The organism is Staphylococcus ureilyticus, assembly GCF_002902235.1.
GTDB lineage: Bacteria > Bacillota > Bacilli > Staphylococcales > Staphylococcaceae > Staphylococcus > Staphylococcus ureilyticus.
On record NZ_PPRL01000015.1, the window covers coordinates 25694 to 50503 of the forward strand.

At 34.3% G+C, this 24810-nt stretch carries 18 protein-coding genes, 1 tRNA gene and 1 other annotated feature; of the genes, 10 read left to right on the plus strand and 9 right to left on the minus strand.

Annotated elements, in window-relative coordinates; translation table 11 throughout:
• Positions 1–16: 16 nt before the first annotated feature.
• The 4 genes from fadD to CD150_RS02230 all read left to right on the plus strand — a co-directional run bounded on the left by fadD (position 17) and on the right by CD150_RS02230 (position 6343).
• Positions 17–1543, plus strand: a complete 1527-nt coding sequence (gene fadD, locus CD150_RS02215; protein WP_073345402.1) for a long-chain-fatty-acid--CoA ligase FadD — start codon at positions 17–19, stop codon at positions 1541–1543.
• A 72-nt stretch (positions 1544–1615) separates the two neighbouring features.
• A complete protein-coding gene (fadE, locus tag CD150_RS02220) occupies positions 1616–2824 on the plus strand; it encodes an acyl-CoA dehydrogenase FadE (RefSeq protein WP_046207142.1) in 1209 nt (402 codons plus the stop codon).
• Positions 2825–2868: 44 nt separating this feature from the next.
• Positions 2869–5124: a 3-hydroxyacyl-CoA dehydrogenase/crotonase FadB gene (gene fadB / locus CD150_RS02225; RefSeq protein ID WP_073345397.1), complete on the plus strand. Its 2256-nt coding sequence runs from the start codon at positions 2869–2871 to the stop codon at positions 5122–5124.
• Positions 5125–5158: 34 nt separating this feature from the next.
• Positions 5159–6343 (plus strand): thiolase family protein, encoded by a 1185-nt coding sequence (locus CD150_RS02230; protein ID WP_073345391.1) that lies wholly within the window; start codon positions 5159–5161, stop codon positions 6341–6343.
• A gap of 204 nt (positions 6344–6547) precedes the next feature.
• Here CD150_RS02230 and CD150_RS02235 read toward each other — a convergent pair whose 3' ends face one another.
• The 9 genes from CD150_RS02235 to CD150_RS02275 all read right to left on the minus strand — a co-directional run bounded on the left by CD150_RS02235 (position 6548) and on the right by CD150_RS02275 (position 17544).
• Complete coding sequence (locus CD150_RS02235) at positions 6548–7006, minus strand: DUF4188 domain-containing protein (RefSeq protein ID WP_073345387.1); 459 nt, start codon at positions 7004–7006, stop codon at positions 6548–6550.
• Positions 6999–7469, minus strand: coding sequence for a DUF3021 domain-containing protein (locus CD150_RS02240; protein ID WP_103161312.1), 471 nt, complete (start codon positions 7467–7469; stop codon positions 6999–7001). Before CD150_RS02240 ends, CD150_RS02235 begins: the two co-directional genes overlap by 8 nt.
• Positions 7466–7906, minus strand: coding sequence for a LytTR family DNA-binding domain-containing protein (locus CD150_RS02245; RefSeq protein ID WP_052722064.1), 441 nt, complete (start codon positions 7904–7906; stop codon positions 7466–7468). Before CD150_RS02245 ends, CD150_RS02240 begins: the two co-directional genes overlap by 4 nt.
• Positions 7907–8121: 215 nt before the next feature.
• Positions 8122–10023: a diflavin oxidoreductase gene (locus CD150_RS02250; protein WP_073345379.1), complete on the minus strand. Its 1902-nt coding sequence runs from the start codon at positions 10021–10023 to the stop codon at positions 8122–8124.
• Between the two features lie 445 nt (positions 10024–10468).
• Positions 10469–11209 carry a cyclase family protein gene (locus tag CD150_RS02255; protein ID WP_073345375.1) on the minus strand — a complete coding sequence of 247 codons (741 nt, stop codon included), beginning with the start codon at positions 11207–11209 and terminating at the stop codon, positions 10469–10471.
• Positions 11210–11233: 24 nt separating this feature from the next.
• The gene (metE, locus tag CD150_RS02260) at positions 11234–13480 is read right to left on the minus strand and encodes a 5-methyltetrahydropteroyltriglutamate--homocysteine S-methyltransferase (protein WP_103161313.1); all 2247 of its coding nucleotides are present in this window, start codon (positions 13478–13480) and stop codon (positions 11234–11236) included.
• The gene (locus CD150_RS02265; protein ID WP_073345368.1) at positions 13474–15315 is read right to left on the minus strand and encodes a bifunctional homocysteine S-methyltransferase/methylenetetrahydrofolate reductase; all 1842 of its coding nucleotides are present in this window, start codon (positions 15313–15315) and stop codon (positions 13474–13476) included. The genes metE and CD150_RS02265 overlap by 7 nt, the downstream gene beginning before the upstream one ends.
• Entirely contained in the window at positions 15269–16444 is a 1176-nt protein-coding gene (gene metC / locus CD150_RS02270) for a cystathionine beta-lyase MetC (protein ID WP_073345364.1), read from the minus strand. Before metC ends, CD150_RS02265 begins: the two co-directional genes overlap by 47 nt.
• Positions 16441–17544 (minus strand): PLP-dependent transferase, encoded by a 1104-nt coding sequence (locus CD150_RS02275; RefSeq protein ID WP_070038475.1) that lies wholly within the window; start codon positions 17542–17544, stop codon positions 16441–16443. The genes metC and CD150_RS02275 overlap by 4 nt, the downstream gene beginning before the upstream one ends.
• A gap of 64 nt (positions 17545–17608) precedes the next feature.
• Positions 17609–17983: a binding site (T-box leader), on the minus strand.
• Positions 17984–18156: 173 nt separating this feature from the next.
• On the opposite strand from CD150_RS02275, the gene CD150_RS02285 reads away from it, so the two are divergent.
• The 6 genes from CD150_RS02285 (at position 18157) to CD150_RS02305 (ending at position 24250) form a co-directional block, all read left to right on the plus strand.
• Positions 18157–18990, plus strand: a complete 834-nt coding sequence (locus CD150_RS02285; RefSeq protein ID WP_073345356.1) for a ParB/RepB/Spo0J family partition protein — start codon at positions 18157–18159, stop codon at positions 18988–18990.
• A 331-nt stretch (positions 18991–19321) separates the two neighbouring features.
• Positions 19322–20467: a globin domain-containing protein gene (locus tag CD150_RS02290; RefSeq protein WP_073345352.1), complete on the plus strand. Its 1146-nt coding sequence runs from the start codon at positions 19322–19324 to the stop codon at positions 20465–20467.
• Between the two features lie 405 nt (positions 20468–20872).
• Positions 20873–22054: a YhgE/Pip domain-containing protein gene (locus tag CD150_RS02295; RefSeq protein WP_103161314.1), complete on the plus strand. Its 1182-nt coding sequence runs from the start codon at positions 20873–20875 to the stop codon at positions 22052–22054.
• Between the two features lie 55 nt (positions 22055–22109).
• Positions 22110–22649 carry a PadR family transcriptional regulator gene (locus CD150_RS02300; protein WP_073345343.1) on the plus strand — a complete coding sequence of 180 codons (540 nt, stop codon included), beginning with the start codon at positions 22110–22112 and terminating at the stop codon, positions 22647–22649.
• A 177-nt stretch (positions 22650–22826) separates the two neighbouring features.
• Positions 22827–22918: transfer RNA gene (locus CD150_RS13340), tRNA-OTHER, on the plus strand.
• Between the two features lie 93 nt (positions 22919–23011).
• Positions 23012–24250, plus strand: a complete 1239-nt coding sequence (locus tag CD150_RS02305; protein WP_073345338.1) for an aminoacyltransferase — start codon at positions 23012–23014, stop codon at positions 24248–24250.
• Positions 24251–24810 lie beyond the last annotated feature (560 nt).

The window sequence follows — 24810 nt, forward strand, 5'->3', positions numbered from 1 at the left end:
TAAGGGGGAGAAAAATATGAACTACGACTGGATTAAAACAAGAGCGACATTTGACGATGAAAAAGCCGCAGTGATTGACCCATTCAAAGGCACAGAATGGACTTATCAAGATTTAAATATTCGTGCAGAAAATTTAGCTAATCATTTACAAGATCAAGGTGTAAAACGTGGCGATGTCGTCGGTATATTCACACCTAATGACGTAGCATTATTAGATTTGATGTTCGCTTCATTTAAATTGGGGGCTGTATACTTACCAATTAACTGGCGTTTGAAAACACAGGAAATAAAAAGTGTGATTGCAGATTCAAATGTCAAACTCATTTTTTACGCTGAGAAGCATGTCTCAAGTTTAGAAGGTATTGCAGACGACTTACTGCACATGGATATTGACTCAAAAGCATATGATGATATAGTAGATCCTTCGCAACACCGTCCTTTCAATACTGTTAATGTGGAAGGAAACGATTTAGCATCGTTAATGTATACAAGCGGTACAACGGGATTACCTAAAGGAGTTATGTTTTCATACGATTCTTTTGTAAATAATCCAATCAATATTGCACTGACTTATAAAATTAATTCGACATATACCACAATTATTTCCACACCAATGTTCCATGTCTTAGGATTTAACGATTTGACGCTGCCTTTATTAATGGCTGGAGGCACTCTGATATTACAGCGTTATTTTAATGGTGAAGCGCTAAATGATTTAATGGCTCAGTACAAACCAAATTATTTAATTCAGATTCCAACGATGTATTATGCCATGTTGGTAGCAGAAAATTTCGACTTAAAAAACTTTGAAAGTATCGATTTCTTAATTCAAGGTGGTTCATCACCTTTACCAATGGTGCAAAAGAAATTTAATAGTTTAGGCTATTCAATTATTAACGGTTATGGCTTAACTGAAGCACCGCTCGTAATGGTCAATACACCGGAAAATGGTGCGCAGAAACCAGGCAGTATTGGTAAACCAGTCATGTTTATGGATATATGCATATTCGATGATAACTTTGAAGAGGTAGAAGTTGGTGAAATCGGTGAACTTGGCGTTCGTGGTAATAATATAACACCTGGTTATTGGAACAAACCTGAAGAAACTGCAAAAACATTTCATGGCGAATATTTCTTAACAGGCGATTTAGCAAAAGTAGACGAAGATGGTGATGTCTATATCGTTGATCGTCGTAAAGAAATGATTATTACTGGTGGTGAGAATGTCCTACCTTCCGAAGTGGAAACGGTATTAGCAGAACACCCACTCGTAGCTCAAGGGGTTGTCGTTGGATATGATAGTCCTAAATATGGTGAATCAGTTGCTGCAGCAGTTGTGCTTACCGAAGATGATCCGGATTTTGAAGCAAAATTAGATGCGCATATGCGTGAAAATATTGCTGGTTATAAAATACCGAGATTATATTTGAAATTGACACACATGCCATTGAACTCTACATCAAAAGCAGACAAATTAGAACTTCAGAAATACATGAATGAGAAAGCTCAACAAGAAGCCAAAGGTGTTGATGATTTGAATTAAAATAAAATGCTGAAAAGCACAAAATTTTTTTACTATAAATGTAAGCGCTATCAAAAAATGGAGGTTTTAATTATGCCAACAAAAGAAGAAACACTAAAAGCATTGTACCCAGAAGATATTTTAAGTATTGGAAAAGATTTAACGGAAGGCGAAGTGAAATTATTAAAACAATTGAATGATATGTTAGAAGAAAAATATCGTGATTCTGTGAATGAACATTGGTTAAATGCCACTGAGCCAGAAGGTTATTTTGACGAGTTAGGAAAACTTAACTATTTTAATAATCCATTGCTGTTTGAAGGTCGTGAAGGCGCCCGTACACCGAGTCAAATGTTCCAGTTTTTCATGTCATATACGATTGCAAGATTTGATGTATCTTTAGCAACATTGTTAGGTGTGCATCAAGGATTAGGACATAATTCATTTTGGTTTGGCGGTAGTAAAGAACAACAGGCCTATTATCTACCAAAGTTACAATCACATGAATTACGTACTTGTTTTGCGCTGACAGAACCAGAACATGGCTCTGATGTCGCAGGAGGGTTAGAAACAACTGCAAAACGTCAAGGCGATGAATGGATTATTAACGGAGAAAAGAAATGGATTGGTGGAGCAAATGTTTCAGATGTCATGCCAGTCTATGCCGTAGATGTTGAAACTGGCAAACCGAAAGGATTTATAATTGAGCCAAGTCAAGAAGGCGTAGAAATTGAACTGTTAGAACATAAAATTGCACTAAGAATCGTACCTAATGCAAAAATTCGTTTGAAAAATGTTGTCGTCAAAGAAGAACAGCGTTTACAAAATATCAATAGCTTTAAAGATATCGCGAAAGTTTTATATTCAACACGTGCAGGTGTGGCTTATATGGCGACAGGTGCAATGGCTGGCGCATTGAAAGCAACGACAGATTACGTAACAAAACGTAAACAATTCGGTAAAGAAATTAGTAAATTCCAACTTATTCAAGAAAAATTGGCAATGATGCAAGGAAACTTAGCACAAGCCATGGCTACATGTGCACAGCTCGCACGTATGCAAGCTAACGGTGAATATGATGAAGTAGCGACTTCAACAGCTAAGATGATGAATTCATTAAGATTGAGAGAGACTGTAGCCATGGGTCGTGGTGTTCATGGTGGTAACGGTATATTAGCTGGAGAATATGATATCGCTCGTTTCTTTGCAGATGCAGAAGCAATATACACATACGAAGGTACACACGAAGTCAATGCATTAGTTATCGGTAGAGCAATTACAGGAGATTCCGCATTTATATAAAGATTTATGTGTAAGATGTTAATGAAAAAATTGGAGGGTTTAGTATGACGATAAGAAAAGCAACAGTGCTAGGTGCAGGAACAATGGGTAGTCAAATTGCTGCACTACTTGTAAATGCAGGCTTAAAAGTTAAATTATTGGATATTGTCATTGATGAAAATGATCCTAACAAAATCTCGAAAAAGGCTTATGAAGCAATTACAAATCCTAAACGTCCACAACTGTTTGATTTATCATTTGCCTCAAACTTATCATATGGTAATTTCAATGAAGATTTACAAGATGATGATGCAGATATATATATTGAGGCGGTTAAAGAAGAAGTGGACATAAAGCATCAAATTTGGGATCAAGTTAAAAAAGTAGCGAATAATGATGCAGTGTTTGCAACAAATACTTCAGGTATTCCAATTGAAGCAATTGCAGAGGTATTTGATGATAGTGATAAAGAAAGATTTTTCGGTATGCACTTCTTCAATCCACCTAGAATCATGAAATTAGTGGAAATTATCCCCAATAAACAAACACATTCAGCGGTTGTTGAACGGGTACAAACCTTTGCAGAAGATGTATTAGGTAAAGGGGTAATTGTAGCAAATGATGTACCTGGTTTTGTTGCCAATAGAGTTGGCACACAAACAATGAATGATATTATGTATCGCGCAGAACAGCAAGGTTTCTCTATTACTGATGTTGATGCATTAACTGGTCGCAGTATTGGTCGACCTAAAATGGGCACATATGGGCTGTCTGATTTAGTAGGATTAGATATTGCTATGGCTGTAATCAAAGGATTGCAAAAAATTCCAGAAGAGCAACCATTCTTCAAAGATGTAACACTTTCTGAAAAATTAGCCGAAAATGGTGCACTCGGAAATAAAACAAAACAAGGGTTTTATAAAAAAGTAAAAAAACAACGTTATGTTTATGATGAACAGCAAAATGACTACGTTGAGCCAAAACAGCCACAACTAGAAATTTTAGGTCATTTTAGTAAAGACCTTGCCTCAAATTTAGATGTTATCTTTAATGCACAAGATGATGCAGGTGTATTCTTATGGGAAACATTGAGAAATAATTTCTATTATTCAGCATTGAATGTACCAAAAGCTGCGGAAGATTTTAAAGATATTGACCGCGCATTAGTTTGGGGATTCAACTGGAAATTAGGACCATTCCAATTATGGGATTTAATGGGATATGAACGTGTTAAATCTCGAATGAAAGAAGAATTAGGTCAGTTACCAGATTGGATTGAGCAACGCAACGAACCGTTTTATGCTGAAGATGAATCTATTGAACGCGTGACACCTGTAACAGCTTATATCGATTCAGAATTGTGGGATAGATCCGATTCTAATTTATCTATAGCAAATAAAGATCAATTATTATTAAAATTACAAAGTAAAAATAATGTCATTTCAAATAGCTTTTTATCTGACTTATTAGAAGCAATTGATAAGCTTGAAAATGAAGACTTCACGAGCATGGTGATTTACGCAGGTGGTAACAACTTTAGTGTAGGTGCTAATTTATATCAAATGAAGAAAGCACATGAAGACGGGAAAGTGGTTTCTGAAGTAGGTGAAGCGGTCGAACAATTACACCATGTATTTGCGAGACTAAAACATGCGTTGAAACCTGTTGTAACAGCTGTTCAAGGACGTGCATTAGGCGGTGGTTGTGAACTTGTATTACATTCACCAATTGTTGTAGCGGCGAGTGAGTCTTACATTGGCCTTGTAGAAACAGGTGTAGGTTTATTGCCAGCAGGTGGCGGACTAGCAGAACTAACAGATCGTATTATGCGTACAAATCATAAAAAAGATGATAAACAAGCGTCTATTACCAATATTTTAATGCAAATTGGCTTTGCTAAAGTATCTACAAACGCTTATGAAGCAAAAAGATATGGCTATTTAAAAGAAACAGATACAGTTATTTTAAATACCGAAAGACGTATTGAAATTGCATTGAAACGTGCGCGCTATGAATCTGAAGCGAATTATGTACCACTTCCAAAAACTCAATATATCGCTTTAGGTCGAGACTTTAAAGCTTTAGCGGAAGGTCAATTAGATGCACAGCGTGTGGGTCACTTTATTAGTGATTACGATTATGAAATAACATTGAAGATTGCAGAAGTACTAAGTGGTGGAGATGTTCCACGTAACACCTATGTAAATCAAAGATATTTACAAAAACTAGAAAAAGAAAGATTTTTAGAATTACTTCAAAATAAAAAAACATACGATAGAATTTCTCACATGTTAGAAAAAGGAAAACCGCTACGCAACTAATAATCGAACATTATAGAGGAAAGGGTGAAACTAAATGCGAGACGCGTATATAGTAGCTTATGGACGTTCAGCAGCTGGTAAAGCAAAAAATGGTGCAATGACTCATGAAAGACCTGATGAAGTAGCTGCAAAAGTATTGAAAGGTGTTTTAGAAAGAGTTGGAGGTTCATTTGAACCTAGTATGGTTGAAGATGTCATTGTGGGGAATTCATTTCCAGAAGGCTTGCAAGGACAAAATATTGCTAGAACAATCGCCTTATTAGCAGGGATGCCAAATGAAGTACCTGGTCAAACAGTCAATCGTTATTGTTCTTCAGGCTTACAAACAATTGCACATGCAGCAAATCAAATTATAGCGGACCAAGCAGACATTCTTGTTGCTGGAGGTATTGAACTTATGAGTGCGGTACCGATGGGGGGCAATGAGCCAACCAATAACCCGATACTACAAGACGAAGATTCTGGTGTATCTTATCCAATGGGGTTAACTGCAGAAATGGTGGCTGACACTTACAAGGTTTCTAGAGAAGATCAAGATGCTTATGCAGTACAAAGTCATGCCCGTGCTGCTAAAGCACAAGCAGAAGGTAAATTTGAAGATGAAATTATTCCGATTGAAGTGAATAAAGTGGATTATGATGAAAATGGTCCGGTCGTATCGCAGGCAGTATTTAAAGATGATGAATTGATTAGACCAGATACGAATCAAGAAGCATTATCTAAATTACCCACTGTTTTTAAGGCGGACGGCACAGTGACTGCAGGCTCCTCGGCACCCTTAACTGACGGTTCAGGCTTTGTAGTAGTAATGTCAGGTGAAAAGGTAAAGGAATTAGGCGTAGAACCAATTGCGAGATTCGTAGGTTTTAAAGCAGTTGGTGTAGATCCTAAATTGATGGGTATTGGACCTGCTTATGCAATTCCTGAAGTGTTAAAACAGGCAAACTTGAATGTAGATGATATTGATTTAGTAGAGTTGAATGAAGCATTTGCATCTCAAACAATCGCTTCAATGAGAGAGACAGGTTTAGATGCTCAAAAGACGAATGTTAACGGCGGAGCAATTGCCTTAGGTCATCCATTGGGTGCTACGGGTGCGATGTTGGTCGGCAGATTACTTTCAGAAATGAAAAAACGCTCGGATACACAATATGGTATGGTAACGATGTGTATCGGTGTAGGTATGGGTGCTGCCGGTATCTTTGAATATGTAAGATAATAGTTTAGTAATTAGCTAGTAAAGTAATAAAACACTGAAATAACTATATTCTGTTAGGAATGAGTATAGACAATGCATATGCTCCCTTCAAAGTGACATTTAAAAAATGAAACTTGAAGGGAGCTTTTCTATGCTGAAAACTATTTTAGTATATGTTCATCGCATATAAAGTGATAAGGCAGGATGAGCATTGATAGGTCAGGTTTATGAGCGTAAGCGTTGCTTTGCTGTGTGTGTAGCTTTGGTTACTTTTTCGTTATTACGTGCTTTTCCTAGACCAAAATCGGGCATGTTAATATAAATATTTTCATATTGATTCGCATCGACATTATAAGTCTCATGATAAAAACCTACAGCATCATTTTGCTTAAGTTCTTTCATAAAACGTCGCCATGCTTTTAAATGTACCGGCATTTTTGAATAAGAAAGTAATTTTTCATTGGATTCCCAATATTGAACAATCATCACACCACGATATTTAAATAGCATTTCAAAAGATAAACATCCCAGCGTTTTATCTTTTGATAATTCTCTGAGCATAGGTGGCATAGCTAAGAGTACAGGTAACCATTTATGAATTTTATACCATTTATTTATATGAAGTCCTATTAGAAAAACTGTGACTGAGGCATTGGGTATTACAGTGTATCTCCCTTTATTCATGTTTTTCACCCTTTCTTTTTGAAAGCATAGCGTTAATTTCATTGATATCGTTTTGATTACGTTTCGCTTCTATTGACCAAATGATAAAATAGACAATTGTATAGATAATGATAAAAGATACTAAAGCTGAAACATTAAGTGGAAACCATCCCGCTAGTATTGCTAAAGGGAGCATGATAACGAACATTAGGGTGAAGTGCACAGATGTTTTAAATAATAATGATTTTCTAGAACTTGAAAATATGAGTGCTCCAAAACTGAATGTAATACCAATTAATGCCCAGATGATAACTGCGATAAACATTGTTTGTAATTCGCTTAAATATTGAAAGTATAAATGACCCATTGTTGAGACAGGGGAGACTGGATGAAATGAAGTATGTGAAAAAACAACTGAAAAAAATAAAGAAATGATAACTCCAATAGCAATACCTGTGATTGCGCCGTGTAATAAGCGTTTCATAATTTTAAAGCCTCCTTGATTAATGGTAAATACCTTCTTGATGAATAAGTGAAATCATTATTAGTAAAACGAATTTCAATTGTGCCATTTTTATTGAGTTTCAAATAATCAATATAATTAATATTTATTATTTCAGATTTAGAGATTTGTAGAAAATAGGTGTTGATTTGAGATTTGATTTCGTATAGTCGCTGATTCATTGTAAATTGTTTGTCTGCGGTAATCATAGTAAGAATTTTATTTTCTATGCGAAAGGAAATAATATCTTCTTGTTTTATAAAGTGTGTTTCCCCTTTATATTTTCCGGGAAATAACTTCGTTTTGGCTAATTTGTTAATATAGTTTACAATGTCATTCACGTGCTCAGTGTGTTCATTGACTTCAATGATTACTTGATTGTTGTCTAAATGCTGATTATATATTACCTTCACATCCATGCTCAGTTCGCCTCCTTCTTATTGATAAGTAAAACAAATAAATGATTTGATTACCATACAAAATAGGTAAGTGGTTGTAATATTATTCTAAACGGCATTTTTAACAGCAATTTAGTATAAAAAAACCACCTCCGTGCGATTATCTGAAAAATAATCGCTGAGGTGGTTGTAGGATTCATATCAATGTAATGATGATGCAGTGATTGGCTCAACTATTAATAAACATCGCGTTGATATCTTTGATTTTTAATTAGTTCTGTTAAATAATCTTCTGCTTGTGATTGATTAAAGTTACCATGCTGAATGAGTACATTGACAAAAGATTGGTGTACTCCTTTTGCCATCTCTTCTTTGTCACCGCAAAGATAAATGGTTGCACCATTTGTTAACCATTGATAAAAATCTTCCCCATTTTCTTCAATTCGGTGTTGAACATAGATTTTATTTTCTGTATCTCTTGAAAATGCTAAATCTAGTTTACTAAGCACGCCTTGGTCAAGCCATGACTCTAAATCATTGCGATATAGGAAATCTGCATCAATATTTTGATTTCCAAATATGAGCCATTGGTTACCTTTCAGTCCTAAATGCGCTCTTTGTTGGAGATAAGCTCTGTAAGGCGCAATGCCAGTACCTGCACCAATCATAATGACTGGTGTTTGTTCATCGTAAGGGAATTTAAAATTAGGATTCTTTTTAAGGTAAACAGGTAATTTATCACCTAATTGTGTACGATCTGCGAGTTGTACAGAACATACGCCATGACGTTCACGATGATGTGCGTCATATTTAACTACGCGTACAGTGATATGGACGGTATGTGGATTTACTTGATTACTGCTAGCAATAGAGTATTCTCTTGGCGGCAATTTTCTCAATAAGTCTTTTAACATATCAGGTGACAGCGCGACAGGTGTAAAATCTTTAATTAAATCAATGAAATCTCTGCCATAAATATAATCTTGTACCCATTCGTTGTTTTGAACATTTGCATTTAGCATAGGATTTCCAAATAACGCAGCTGCATTATTTAATATAGATGGTGTTAATTTAGCAATTTCAAATTCGTTCGTAAGTGCATCCTGTATAGTGGTACTATTACCGCTATTGTCTATGTCTATTGTTGTTGTGCCATCCCAATCCAATGTTTGGATTACTTCTTCTACAAGTTCTGGGTTGTTTTGAGGGATAATTACTAAGCTGTCTCCAGGTTCGTAGGCTTCGCCATACCCTTCTATAGATAATTCAAGATGTCTGACTTCACGGGTAGCAGTTGGTTCAGTTAACACACTATTTTTGATGATTTCAGCATAAAATGGATGTGTTTTTGAATAAGTTGCTTGTGGTTCTTCGACAACGACATCTTCATCTTTAGGTTCATTATTTGAACTACCAGGAGACATTTGAGACAAAAGTTCAAGCATGTCAATAATCCATTGCTCAGATACTTCTTCAAAATCAAAATCACATTCAACGCGATCAGCTAATCGATGACCACCTAAATCACCTAAGATTTTATCGAAATCTTTGCCTGCTTGACAGAAATCAGGATAGTCTTGGTCACCTAATGCGAGCACTGAGAAGTTTAAATGACTTAAATCAGGTGCCTCGTCACTATGCAGGTAGTCATAAAAATCCAACGCATTAATCGGAGGTTCTCCTACACCATGCGTTGAAGTAATGATAAACACATGGTTAACTTTTGATAAATCCTCTTGAGGAAAATCATCCATTTCCCAAGTATGAACTGTAAAATCATGTTCTTTTAATTTTGTTTCAAATTCATCAGCAATTTCTTCAGCATTGCCTGTTTCTGTTCCAAATAAAATGTTTACTTCTATAGGCTCATCCGTAGATATTGTCGAATGCGTCGTATCTTCTGTTGGTACTTCTGAATTAGTTTTGTCAATGGACGATGTTAATTCAGCTGTTGCGTTTGCGTGTTCAGATGTTTCAGGATGATCGGTATATTGCGATGGGTCACCTTCATCTGTAGAAGCATTAAGCAAATAGCCACTTAACCAAGACTGTTGATTTGATGACAGTGTTGGCATAAGTTGTTGTATAAGTTCCAATTGATTTTCATCAAAAGGGGAATTTGATTTATTTAATTCCAAAAAGGTCACCTCGTATTGTATTAAAAATTTATAGTAAAGCATGCACAATAACACGCTATTTATATAATAGAATTTAATTGAAGTATAACATTGATTTTAATTTTTTAAATGATAGAGATTATCATCTATTAAAAATCCAACTTATGACCTATGTATTTATTCCATAAAAGTGGGACGGGATAGAAATCAAAAATTGTATTTGATATCAAATTCCCGCCCCAGTTAAGTTGGTAATATGTTGGTGTCTATAAACAGTTAATGATAATTGTTTGTGTAGCGTTATTTCAAATAGTTACGTATCAACATAATCATATTTTAGAATTTATTGTCTATTTATAAAAGAGATATATGAATATAAGAAGTGCTCAATTTCTTATATATGATAATGGCTAGGTTTTATAAGTTTCATATTATTGAAGCGAAATGGACCGTTTCGCTTATGGTTTTAAGGTTTGATAGCAAAGGCACGTACTGGAAATCCAGGTGCTTTGTTTGGTTTTGGACTGATAGCATAAATAATGGCGCCTCGTGTAGGCAGTTGATCTAAATTTGTTAGTAACTCAAGTTGGTAGGTATCTTGACCTAATACGTAACGTTCACCGACAATATCACCATTTTTGACAACATCTACTGAAGCATCTGTATCAAACGTTTCATGACCGATAGATTGGACTTGTCTATCTTCAAGTAAATATTGTAAGGCATCCAAGCCCCAACCAGGTAAGTGTAGTTGTCCTTCTGCATCTTTATTTTCAAAATGTTCAATATCTGGCCAACGTTTGGACCAATCACTGCGAAACGCAACAAATGTGCCAGGTTCGATTGAACCATGTTCAGTTTCCCATTGTTTAATATGATCACGCGTTAAAATAAAGTCAGCATCAGCTGCCACTTCTTGTGAAAAGTCTAAAATAACTAATGGTAATACGAGTTCTTTTAGATCAATTTCATGAAGATAGCGCGTTTTTTCGACAAAATGTATCGGGGCATCTATGTGCGTCCCATACTGAGTCACAATATTCCAATTTTGGACATAGAAACCATCGTCGGCAACATTAAATAGTGTAGAAACCTTTGCGCGTTCAAATTCACTAAAACACGGAATTGTTTCATCAAAAGTATGGGTTAAGTCTACCCATGTTGCAGTTTTTAATTGTTCTAACTGTTCCCATAGTGGATATGTCATTGATATCACCTTCGTCATTAATGATTAAACTGTTGCAGGGTTTGTTGATTTACGTAATTTGTCTACTGAATTTACAAGCACAGTCAATGATTCTCTCACTTCATCTTCTTTACGTGTTTTTAAACCACAATCTGGATTAACCCAGAATAAAGAACGATCAATTTCTTGTAGCGCCCGGTTAATTGCTTCTGTGATTTCTGCTTCAGTAGGGATACGTGGACTATGGATATCATATACCCCTAATCCAATACCTAAGTCATAAGTAATATCTTCAAAATCTTTAATTAAGTCGCCATGGCTACGAGATGTTTCTATTGAAATAACATCTGCATCTAAATCATAAATAGCATGAATGATTTGTCCAAATTGAGAATAGCACATATGTGTATGAATTTGCGTCTCATCGGCAACAGATGATGTAGCTAATTTAAATGAATGCACAGCTTTATTAAGGTAATCTTCATGGTATTCTGAACGTAATGGTAAACCTTCTCTCAATGCAGGTTCATCAACTTGAATAATTTGGATACCAGCTTTTTCTAAAGCTAAAACTTCTTCATTAATCGCTAATGCAATTTGGTCTTGTACGGTTTCGCGTGGCAAGTCTACACGTTCAAATGACCAATTCAAGATAGTCACTGGACCTGTAAGCATACCTTTTACTGGTTTATCCGTTAAACTTTGTGCATAAAGTGTCTCTTTAACTGTTAAAGGCTCTGTCCATTTTACATCACCATAAATGATAGGTGGTTTTACCGCACGTGAACCGTATGATTGCACCCATCCATACTTCGTCACTAAGAAGCCTTGTAATTTTTCGCCGAAGAACTCTACCATATCATTTCGTTCAAATTCACCATGGACTAAGACATCTAATCCGATATCTTCTTGGATTTTAATCCAGCGCGCAATTTCATTTTTTAAGAATGTTTTATAATCTTCATCTGTAATTCGATTATTTTTCCAATCTGCACGGAATTTTCTTACTTCTTGCGATTGTGGGAATGATCCAATCGTTGTCGTTGGTAAATCAGGTAAGTTGAGACGTGCATCTTGTGCTTTTTTACGCACTTTAAAAGGTGACTGACGCGTAGTACGCACACTGTCGAAATCATACTCTAGATTTTTAAATGATTGATTTTGGAAGCGCTCATAACGTGCTTTCAATTCATCAAATTTCTGACTGTCATTGTCATTAAATAATCGTCTTAAAGCATCCAATTCATCTAATTTTTCAGTGGCAAAACTCAAACCTTCTGCGATGGATTCGTCTAATGTTTCATCATCTAATGATACTGGTACATGTAACAATGAAGAAGATGGTTGAATGACAAGGTTATTTGTAGCACTTTGTAGTGTGTCGATTAATGATTTTTTAGCTTCAATGTCTGCTGCCCACACATTACGACCATCTATAATACCTGCATAAAGTGTTTTGTTTTTGTCTAGTTCGCCATTTTTAATTTGTTTTAAGTTATAGCCGTTATCATGTACAAAATCTAAACCTAATCCTTTTACAGGTAAGCTGTTGAGGAATTTTAAGTTGACACGTTCAAAATAAGTTTGAATCACAAGGTGATTACTTAACCCTGCTTCGGCAAAATAGTTATAAGCAGTACGTGTAATATTTTCAAATGATGCACTATCATCTTCCACAAGTACTGGTTCATCAATTTGAATGTACTCTGCGCCTGCATCTACTAAAGATTGTAAAACTTCTTTATATAAAGGTAGTAAAATATTTACTTTTTCTTCAAATGATTGCGAACCGCCCTTAGAAAGTTTTACGAATGTTATGGGACCCACGATTACTGGGTGCGCATTCACATTAATGGATTGTGCATATTTGAAGCGCTCTAATAATACATTGTCATTTAATTTTGGCTCTACGTTGTCCCATTCAGGTACAATATAATGATAATTTGTGTTGAACCATTTGATCAATGCACTTGCAATATGTTCTTTATTACCTCTGGCAATGTCGAACAATAAATCGTTGTCTAATGCTCTGCCTTGGAAACGTTCTGGAATAATATTGAATAATAATGATGTATCAAGAATATGGTCATAAAGAGAGAAATCTCCGACAGGGACACTCGTTAGATTATAGTTCTTTTGTAGTAATAAATTCTCTTTATGCAAGTCTGTTAATTGTTGATTTAATGTAGGGGCATCTATTTTATTAGCCCAGTAACTTTCTATTGCTTTTTTCCACTCTCTTTTTCTGCCTAATCTTGGGAAACCTAAATTTGATGTTTGAATTGTCATAATATTGCCTCCTGTTTACTTGAAGTAATTGATTGTGAATATGATGCGAGTGCTAAAGTGTAATCGACTTTCTGGAACGGTGTAATTAAATATAAGCCGTTAAAATATTTATGGACGGTATCTATAAGTTCCTTAGAAAGTTTAAGGCTTAATGCTTTCGTTTTTTCTTTATCGTCTTTAACAGCTTCAAATTGTTCTAAAATGTCTTCGGATAGTTTAATTCCAGGCACTTCGTTGTGTAAAAATAGTGCGTTATTATAGCTAGTGACTGGCATAATGCCAATAAAGAATGGTACGTCTAAATGTTTGGTTGCTTCATATATTTCTTCGATTTTTTCGGTGCTATAGACTGGCTGTGTGATAAAGTAGTGTGTGCCACTCTCTATCTTTTTCTCAGCACGTTTGACTGACCCTTCGAGTTTTCGAACATTTGGATCAAAAGCACCTGCGATGTTGAAGTTCGTTTTCGTCTTCAGCGCATCACCATCTGTGTTAATACCTTCGTTAAAGCGTAATGCAATTTCTGTTAAACCTTTGGAGTTCACATCGTAAACATTAGTTGCGCCGGGTAAATGACCAATTTTTGATGGATCCCCTGTAATGGCTAGTATTTCATTTACATTCAGTAAGGATAGGCCTAATAAATGTGATTGTAGTCCAATGAGGTTACGATCGCGACACGTGATGTGAACGAGCGGTTCAATATTATATTGTTGTTTGATGATACTTGCTGCTGCGACATTACTGATACGCACAGTAGCTAAAGAGTTATCTGCTAGGGTCACCGCATCAATATGAGCATCATCAAGTTTTTTGATATTTCTGAAAAATGTTTCTGTATCTAAGTGTTTTGGCGTATCCAATTCTACTATAATAGTGGGACGTGCTTTGACTTTCGTTGTTAAGTTTTGTTGTTGTACATTGTTATGTGAAGGACTATTATATTTTTTAATAGGTATTACATTTTTACTGGATGCCGGTTTGAGATTGGCTACAGAGGACTTAATGTATTGAATATGTTCTGGTGTAGTCCCGCAACACCCCCCGATAATCCTAACGCCTTCTTTGATCAACTGCTCTGCCACTTTACCGAAGTATTCGGCATTATCACTGTATTTAAATCGACTATTTTCAATATCTAATAAACTTGCATTGGGATAGCAAGATAAATAGGCATTGTCAGGTAATTCAATATGTGAAAATGATTGTTGCATGTGGTGAGGACCATGGTGACAATTGAGTCCAACGATATCAGCACCACTGTCGACAACGCGTTGTAAAGCTGTATTAATTTCCGTCCCATCTCTCAAGTAATTTGTGTTTAATGCTGTTAATTGAGCAATAATAGGAATATGATGTTTGCGTTTTGTAGCTGTAATAATGTTGGTCAGCTCTTCTAAATCATAATAGGTTTCGAAAAGTAAACCGTCGACGCCTTCTTCAACTAAAGTATCTACTTGGATCTCGGTATGATATTGAATGGCTTCTAAACCTAAATCTTCCTGTTTTACACCTCTGAATCCACCTACAGTACCTAATATAAATGTTTCATCATTAGCTGCTCTTTTGGCAATTTGTACTGCGGCTTTGTGTATTTCTTTAACCTTGTGTTCTAAACCAAATACTTTTAATTTTTCAAAATTTGCACCATAAGTATTGGTCTGAATAATATCTGCACCAGATTCAATGTAGGAGCGATGAATCCGTTCTATTTTGTCAGGATGGGTTAAATTATATGCTTCTGGACAAGTATCTAAACCATCAGAATATAGAATGGTTCCCATTGCACCATCAGCGACTAAAATGTTCTGTTTCAGTTTGTTGATGAGTTGACTCATTGAAGGCCTCCTTCAGTGCGTAGTTTAAATCAGCAATTAATTCGTCAGCATTTTCTAAGCCTACACTTAATCTAAATAATCCAAATGTAATATTGCGTGCTTCACGAACTTCTTTTGGTACAGCAGCATGAGACATAGTAGCAGGGTGGGATAAAATCGTCTCAACGCCACCTAAACTGACAGATACAAGTGGTAGCGTGAGCGCATCTACAAAAGCTTGCGCTTTTGATTCATCTTTAAGTCTTAAGCCTAAAACAGCACCACCATGTTTTGCTTGAGATAAATGTAACTTGTCATTTCCTGGGTAATAGACTTCTGCAATTTCTTCGCGCTGCGTTAAGAAATCATAAACTTTTTGTGCATTCTCAACAGATTGATTGAAACGTACAGACAACGTTTTTAAATGCTGTGCTAACGTCCAGCAATCATGTGCAGACAATGCAGTTCCTGTACCGTTTTGCAATAGATAAAGTGCGTCTGCTACTGCTTTATTATTTGTGATAGCAGCGCCAGCAATGATATCACTATGACCACCCAAGAATTTTGTAGCACTATGTACGACGATATCTGCACCTAAAACTAAAGGTGACTGACCAAGTGGTGTCATAAATGTATTGTCAACAGCGAGTAATAGTTCGTGTTGTTGTGTGATACGAGAGACGCCTTTAATATCAGTGATTTTAAATAATGGATTAGATGGTGTTTCAATATAAACCAGTTTTGTATTTGATTGAATCGCTTCTTCAATTTCTTGTAACTGTGTTGTGTCTACCGTGGTAAATTGAATATTAAAGCGTGTCAAAATTTGTTCTGTTAATCTAAAAGTACCACCATAGACATCATCTGGGAGAATGACATGATCACCTGCATTTAATGTGAGTAGTACAGCTGAAATGGCTGCAATACCTGATGCATAAGCAAATGCGTAATCGCCCCCTTCAAGTGCTGCTAATTTTTCTTCTAACAAAGCACGATTAGGGTTGCCACTTCGCGCATAATCATATTTGGCGTCACCACCTAAAACTTTTTGATGAAATGTCGAAGATGCATATAATGGTGGATTAGCTGAATCGTAATCAACACCTCTTTGTGCATCAAATATTACTTCTGTTTCTTTAGATAAACTCATATAATCACACTTTCTTTAGATTTTTCTAATGCTTGTATAATGTCTTGTTCAATGTCTGCGTAATCTTCAACGCCGATGGATAATCTCAGTAAATGTTCATCAATGCCTCGCTTTTCTTTTTCTTCATCTGGCATGTCAACGTGTGTTTGTGTATAAGGAAATGTGATAAAAGTTTCTGTTCCACCTAAGCTTTCTGCAAAAATACATACTTTTAAGTTTTCTAAAAATTTATCGGCTTTATAATTTTTATTTAAGCGTAGACTCATCATTCCCGTTCGACCGCAATATAAGACCTGGTCAATGCCTGTTAAGTTACAACATCGTTTGGCTAATAATTGAGCATTATATTCTGAACGGTCCATTCTTAAATGTAATGTTTTTAAACCACGTTGTAGTAAGTAGCTATCAAAAGGTGATAAAGTTGCACCAATCATGTTATGAAATTCACCTAATTTTTCAGCTAAATTTTCATCTTTAACCGTCACGACACCAGCAAGTACATCATTATGCCCACCTATGTATTTCGTAGCAGAATGTAGTACAATATCTGCGCCATCTTCAAGTGGTGTTGAGAGATATGGTGTTAAAAAAGTGTTGTCTATAATCGTTAGTAAGCGATGTTTTTTGCTTAAAATATAGTATGGGTCAACGTCTACTTCTTGCATTTGTGGATTTGAAATCGTTTCTATAAATAGCGCTTTAGTATTTTCTGTAATGCTTTCTTTAACAGTTTCATAGTTTAAGAAATCAACATATTTGAAATGTACACCGTATTGTTGCTCATAAAAATCAAATAGTCTAAATGTGCCACCATAAAGGTCGAATGAAACGAGTATTTCATCGCCAGCTTTAAATAAATTACATATTAATTGTATGGCTGCCATGCCACTTGCAGTAGCAAATGAAGCAGTACCACGTTCTAACTTAGCAAATGATTCTTCAAAAGCTGAACGTGTTGGGTTTTTAGTTCTTGTATAATCAAAACCCGTCGATGTTCCTAAATGAGGGTGCTGATATGCTGTTGATAAATAAATTGGATTTGCAATCGCTCCTGTTGCATCTTGTGTCAGTGCGATTTGTGATAACTCAGTATTTTTCATAATACAGATAACCTCCTTTAAAAATAAAAAAAGCTTCCGTCCTTTAAACCCGAATCAATCGGATGTAAAGGACGAAAGCTTAGCTCGCGGTACCACCTTTGTTTGTTACTTTATCACTAAAGTAACCTTATCCAGTACGCCAAATTGCATTCATTACTTGTACTGAACGTGCGCTACCGTAATATGATCAAATAAAAAAACTCACTGCCACTGAAAGTGAAATGAGTATTAACGACATATACAACGCTTGGAATAATCCAGTACGCCATTAAGCAAAATGTTAATACTGTATCGCTATAACGGGCGATCCCGTTGACACCTCATATTGGCATCAACACTCAAAGGCCATTTTCAAACTTTCTTTCTGTGTCTCCTTTCAGCAAGTGAAGACTCTCTGTGTCAGCAGTGTAAGTTCTACTTTCCTTATTACTGTGTGTTGCTATTTCAAATTTGTTATCACTTAGATTACACATTAAAATAACTTTTGTCAATAACTTATCTGAAAATTTTGATTTAACCGATAATTTAAAATGATATTTTTCATTGCTGTAGTGATGATATACTATGTTTAACTAAAAAGGTCATTTTTATTTAAGAAAGTAGGTGTAAACAATGAATGATGCTATAGATGAACGACTCAAAGTAGATCACAATGCGCACGTAAAAGAAATAGCACTCAATAGCATTAAACCTAATCCTTATCAACCTAGGAAATCATTTGATCAAGAACGTTTGGAAGATTTGGCTGAGTCGATAAAACTACATGGTATTTTACAGCCTATCGTGTTACGAAAAACAATATCTGGTTATAACATTGTAGTAGGTGAGCGACGTTTTCGAGCATCAAAACTAGCAGGATCAACGACAATACCCGCCATCGTTAAAGTGCTATCTGATGAAGATATGATGGAACTCGCTGTGATTGAAAATTTACAACGCGAAGACTTAAATGCGATTGAGGAAGCAGAAAGTTATCGTAAATTAATGGATGAGTTAGCGCTAACACAGCAAGAAGTGGCACAGCGATTAAGTAAATCTAGACCATATATTGCCAACATGTTGCGTTTACTACAATTGCCTAAGGACATTACTCAAATGGTCAAAGATAACAAACTATCAGGCGCACATGGACGCACGCTATTAGCGATAAAAGATAAGCAAAAGATGAAAAGCATAGCTAAGCAAGCCTACCGGGAGTCTTGGAGTGTACGTACATTAGAACAATATGTAAATGAAAACACTGAAAATAAAAAATCTATTAAAGATAAGCCGCATACAACTAAAAAACCTAAGTTTATACAACAACAAGAGCGACAGCTAAAAGAACAATATGGTTCAGCTGTAACGATATCTAACAAAAATAAAAAAGGTTACATCACTTTTGAATTTAAATCTGAAACTGAGTTCAGAAGATTAATACACCAATTGAACGAGAAATATAATTAAAACAAGAAATTTTACCCATCGTTTGAATTAAGTAAATAATAGTAAATAACAAACCTAAAACCACATGCGAACTGATATACCACCAGATGCATGTGGTTTTTAAGTTTGCAAAAATGAATTATCAATATAATATATTTTATTTTAGATTATATAGTGAATAAAAATGAGCGATATTTTTCAATATATTATCTTTTTTAAAAATCATTAATCAAAAAATAGTTACAAATTAATGAATATCGAATGTGAAATTTATGTGAAATTAAACACATTTACTTGTAAACAAAATACTGTAGTTCAATAATGGAAGTGAAGGAATAACTAGGAGGGGTTTATGTTAAATCAAGAAGAAATAAAAACAATAAGAGAAACGGTACCATTATTGAAAGATAAAGGACAGACAATAACATCAACTTTCTATAAAAGATTATTCGAGCAACATCCTGAATTGAAGCATATGTTTAACCAGACCAATCAAAAAAGAGGATTACAATCTTCTGCATTAGCGATGGCAGTATTAGCGGCGGCAGAAAATATAGATGACTTATCACCAATTGTTCCCGCAATTATGCCTGTGGTTTACAAACATTGTGCTTTACAAGTAAAAGCTGAGCATTATCCAATCGTTGGTGAAAATTTGATTTGGGCAATTCAACAAGTGACTGGGTTAAAAGAAGATGATCCTATTATCCAAACTTGGATTAAAGCATATGGAGAAATTGCTGATGCATTTATTGGCTTAGAAAAAGAAGTGTACAGTAAAATGGCTTGGGATGGCTTTAAACCATTTACTGTAACCAATATTACTGATGAAACCGAAATCATTAAATCTTTCACAGTAACATCAGACGACATTGATTTAAGTCAATTTGTACCTGGACAATATATTACAGTAGATATATCTAGTGATAAATTGCCATACAGAGCTAAAAGACATTATTCCATTGTAGATGGTGACAAAGATTTCTTAACATTCGGTGTACGTAGAGACGTTACGGAAGAACATGAAGGTGAAGTATCTACAGTACTACATGATGAAGTCAAAGTGGGAGATACTCTATTTTTATCTGCGCCAGTCGGTGGATTTGGATTGGCAAACAAAGATCATAAACAATTATTCATAGGCTCTGGTGTAGGCGTGACACCTCTTGTTTCAATGTATAAAGAAGCGGTTGATGCTGATTTAACTTCAACATTCCTTCAATCAACATCAGATGCTCAAAACGTAGCATTCGAAGAAAATTTAGAAGCAATCACAGCACAATCTTCAGTAGCACAATTTGATAAACATTTCCGTAATCAAGACGGATTTATAGACGCTGAACAATTAAAACAATACCTTGATGGTGAAACAGAAGTTTATGTATGTGGTGGTAATTCATTCTTAAAAGCTATGATTCAAGAATTACAAAAATTAGAAGTGCCAATGGACCAAATTCACTACGAAACATTCATTCCAAGATTGAGTTTTTCAGTATAGTGTAACGCGTTTTACACATTTTATATAAATTAAAAAATAAATCATAAAACAGATAGCTCATTTTATTTAACTGGAGACTTTTCATATTTTTTAAATAATAACCTCGACTAATAGTTTAGTCGGGGGTTTTTTATTTTATGTTGCGCAAATATTTTTCAAATATATTAAAAATACAAAGACATGCTGCCAACTAAGTAAAATTCCCCAATTCATAAAACCATATGAGCATAAATTGTATGTATAAAAACAGTCATTAAGTTGCCGCCTTATAACGCTTTGTAAAAATAATGAAAACTTTAGGTTTATATTATTGACCTATTTAATTCAAGAGAGTAGTATAAACAAAGTACTTTGTTAAAAGTACTTTTATAAAACTATATATGCGTGTTAGAAAGGATAATTAAGATGAAATTCAGTGATTTTTTAAAATCAAAAGGGACAATTGGCGCAATATTTATGGGGATTTTTTATGGATTAGTGATGTTGGCCATCTTTTTACCTGGTTACAAAGCGATGCCAGGTAATATTGATAAATTACCTATTGTAATCGTTAACGATGACAACGGAGATTATGGTAACCAAATATCAAAACAATTGAACAACAGTTTACCGTTCGACCATATAAAAAAAGATATTTCTAATTCGAAAGCAAATAATCAGTTGGAGCATAATGAATTGAATCTTGTAATTCATATACCTCGAGATTTTTCAAGTAATTTAAAATCTGAAAAGGGTACAGCAGGGCTAGATTTTAAAGTAAATGATGCTTCTCCAACAATGATTAGCCAATCTATGGATTCAATTGGAAGTGAAATTAATAGTCAGCTTAGCAAGCAATTTTCTAATCAAACAACTGAAGGTGTATTAAAACAAGCAAAAATACCTGATGAACAAATGGACGGTTTAATTAAGCAAATCAACGCTTCTTATTCTGGTGACATTAATCATATAAATAAAATGCCATCAAGCATGAATTTTAAAATGTTACCTATGTTTTTAACTTTAGCTGGATATGTAGGCGCAATGATTGGAGCGATGCAATTAGTTAGTGCATTTAAAGAAAACAGACACAGAGCTAGTAAAACTAAGTTGTTTATCTATGTGCAACTAACAGCTCTAATCATTGGATTAGCTTCTTCTGTAATTTCTTTAGGTATTGCTTATTTAGTCAATGATTTAGAAGCTGATAAATTCTTAAGTATTTTTGGTCAATTAGTATTGAATTATTGGGTTTCCTTTAATTTTACAGCAATCGTCGTATTCTTAATAGGACAGGCAGGTATGATTTTAAATATTCCTATTTTACTCATACAAACAATTGCTAATGGGGCAACAATGAGTCGTGATATGATGCCTACAGTTTATAACTGGATGAGTCATATTTCCCCAATGTATTATTCAGTTCAGGGTCACTTTGCAAACATTTTTGGAAGCATACCACAAACACCTTATATTTTATCTATGGCAGCTGTAGGTGTCGTTGCTATGTTCGTTAATATAGTTATCGTTACTGTTCTTTATAAAAAAGAATCCGATATCGTTTTTGAGAATTATAAAAATACTAACGAAACGCTTGCAAACTATTAACACCTTCTTTAGTTCTGTTAAAATAAAGGTATTAAGAAAAAAGGAGCCTTTAATAATGTCTATCCAAATATTTATATTAGGGAAATTAATGGAAAAAAACAGTTACCCTTATTTATTAAAAAAACAGCTATCAGAACCTATACCTTTTGATAAAATGAGCGGACTAACAGAAAGTAAGCTTTATTATAATTTTGAAGCATTATCCAAAAAAGGCCTTGTAGAAATAGTGGAGACAATTAAAGAAGAAAATCGTCCAGATAAACAAGTATTTCAAATTACTGAAAAAGGTAAACAAACTTTGCCTAAATTGATATATAAGTTATTCGAGAACGCTAAAGAAATTAGTGAAATGTATGTTGGTATTGCTTATCTCAAATTCGTAGATAAGCAAAAAGTAATTAATATCTTAGAAAGCAAAGTTCAAGATTACAAACAAATGTTGATACAATCAAAAGAGATAAAGTATAAGATTCAGGTAACTACTGAAAATGAAGGGCTATTAAATTTTATGTCGGATCATTTTAACACTAAAACAAATAATACAATTCATTTTTTAGAAAAACTGATAACACTTATTGAAAATGATAATGTATGATATTAAAGATGGAACAAGTAACGTAAGAGGCGTTACTTGTTCTTTTTTACGTTGTTTTGAAAAGATTGTACTTTATAGATATGTATCTACAATGAGAAAAAATGTTTAATATGTTTCGGACAATACTTTTAATTATTATAAAGAAGTAGTACAATATAATTAAAGGAATAAAATTTTGGAGGGATACCCAAGTCTGGCTTAAGGGAAATTAATAGTTAATATTAATTAGAAGCATCTTGCTTGCGTTGGTTCGAATCCTTCTCCCTCCGTTAAATCATTTACCAAGCCTTTCAAGTGCTTGGCTTTTTTTATGATATATATTGTTCAATGCATTATAAATTCAAATAGAAAGTAGGTTTACAATGTATTTCACTCACTTAAACATTGATGAATTTGAAAACTTTATTCATAACCATGCGGCACATTATACCCAAAGTGCTAACCATTTTCGTTACAGAAACCAACATAAAAATGATGTGCATATTGTAGGTGTTAAAGATAATGAAGATAACGTCATAGCAGCATGTCTTTTAACAGAAGCACGTTCCTTCAAATTTTTTAAATATTTTTATACACATCGTGGTCCTGTTTTAGACTTTTCTGATTATCAGTTAGTAAGATTTTTCTATAAAAGTTTAACGAAGTATTTGAAAAAGCATCGGTGCTTATATGTTTTAACCGATCCATACATATTAGAAAATATAAGAAATGCGCAAGGCGAAATATTAGAAAGCTATAACAATAAACCACTTATCAAGACTATGGAAGATATAGGTTATAAACATCAAGGATATACGGTAGGATATTCTCAAATAAGTCAAATTCGTTGGTTATCAGTTTTGGATTTAAAAGATAAAACAGAAGATGACTTACTTAAAGAAATGGATTACCAAACGCGCAGAAATATTAATAAAACATACGAAATGGACGTGCGCGTACGTACACTGCCTATTGAGGAGACAAGTAGATTTTTTAAATTATTTAAAATGGCTGAAGAAAAACATGGATTTAAGTTTAGAGATCAGCAATATTTTGAAGAAATGCAAAATATTTATCATGATAATAGCATGTTAAAATTAGCATATATCGATTTGTCAGAATTATTAGTAAAGCAAAATAAGCAATTAGAAAAATTGAACAAGGACCTAGAAAATACGAAAGAAAGCTTAGAAAACAATCCTAACTCGAAAAAAAGTAAAAATAAATATGATCAAGGATTACAACAAATAAAAGCACAAAAAAGGAAAATAACTGAAACAGAAGCATTAATCAAAACTGATGGTACTATATTGGATTTAGCAGCAGCGCTTTATATTTACAACGACTATGAAGTTTATTATCTTTCAAGCGGCTCTAACCCTAAATACAATACATATATGGGTGCCTATAGATTACAATGGGAAATGATCAAGTTTGCGAAGGCGCGCAATATCCAGCGTTATAACTTTTATGGCATAACTGGAGATTTCAGTGAAAATGCTGAAGATGCTGGTGTACAAAAGTTCAAAGCAGGTTTTAATGCATATGTAGAAGAGTACATTGGAGATTTTATTAAACCAATCAGACCTTTGCTTTATAAAATATATGACTTAATCAAATAGAGTATGTTTTGTTTGCCCGCGTTTAGTTTTATTTATATTTACAAAAAGAAATGAATGAGACGCTGGGACATAAAGTTCTTGGACAAGTGAAAAAAGGGCAATTTCTATTGAAACAATATAGAAATTGCCTTTTTCTATATTATTTTAATTATGGTTATCTCATTGATTCACTACTTGGGTTGATATAGGGCTTATTTTTAAAAATAATTTAATGTAAAATTACATATAAATATATTGTGTTTTTGGTGAGACGCTGAAGGTATCAGAACAGGCTGAAGACTACAGATTAAATCTGTGCCCTAAGCAAACGAACCAACAATATGCCACAAGTATTGAATAACAAAGAAGCACGCAGATGTATAAATTAAATCATCTGTGTGCTATTTTTCTAGGATTTATGTTTCGGACTGTTTTAAAATACAATCAAGAATAAAAAAAGCAAAAAATTTCAGAAAAATTTGAAAAAGTTATAGCAAAGGCGATAATCCAATATAACAAGGTTGTTATAAAAATAAAATAAATTAAAAATCAGAAGTGCTAAAAACACTATGGCTATGCAC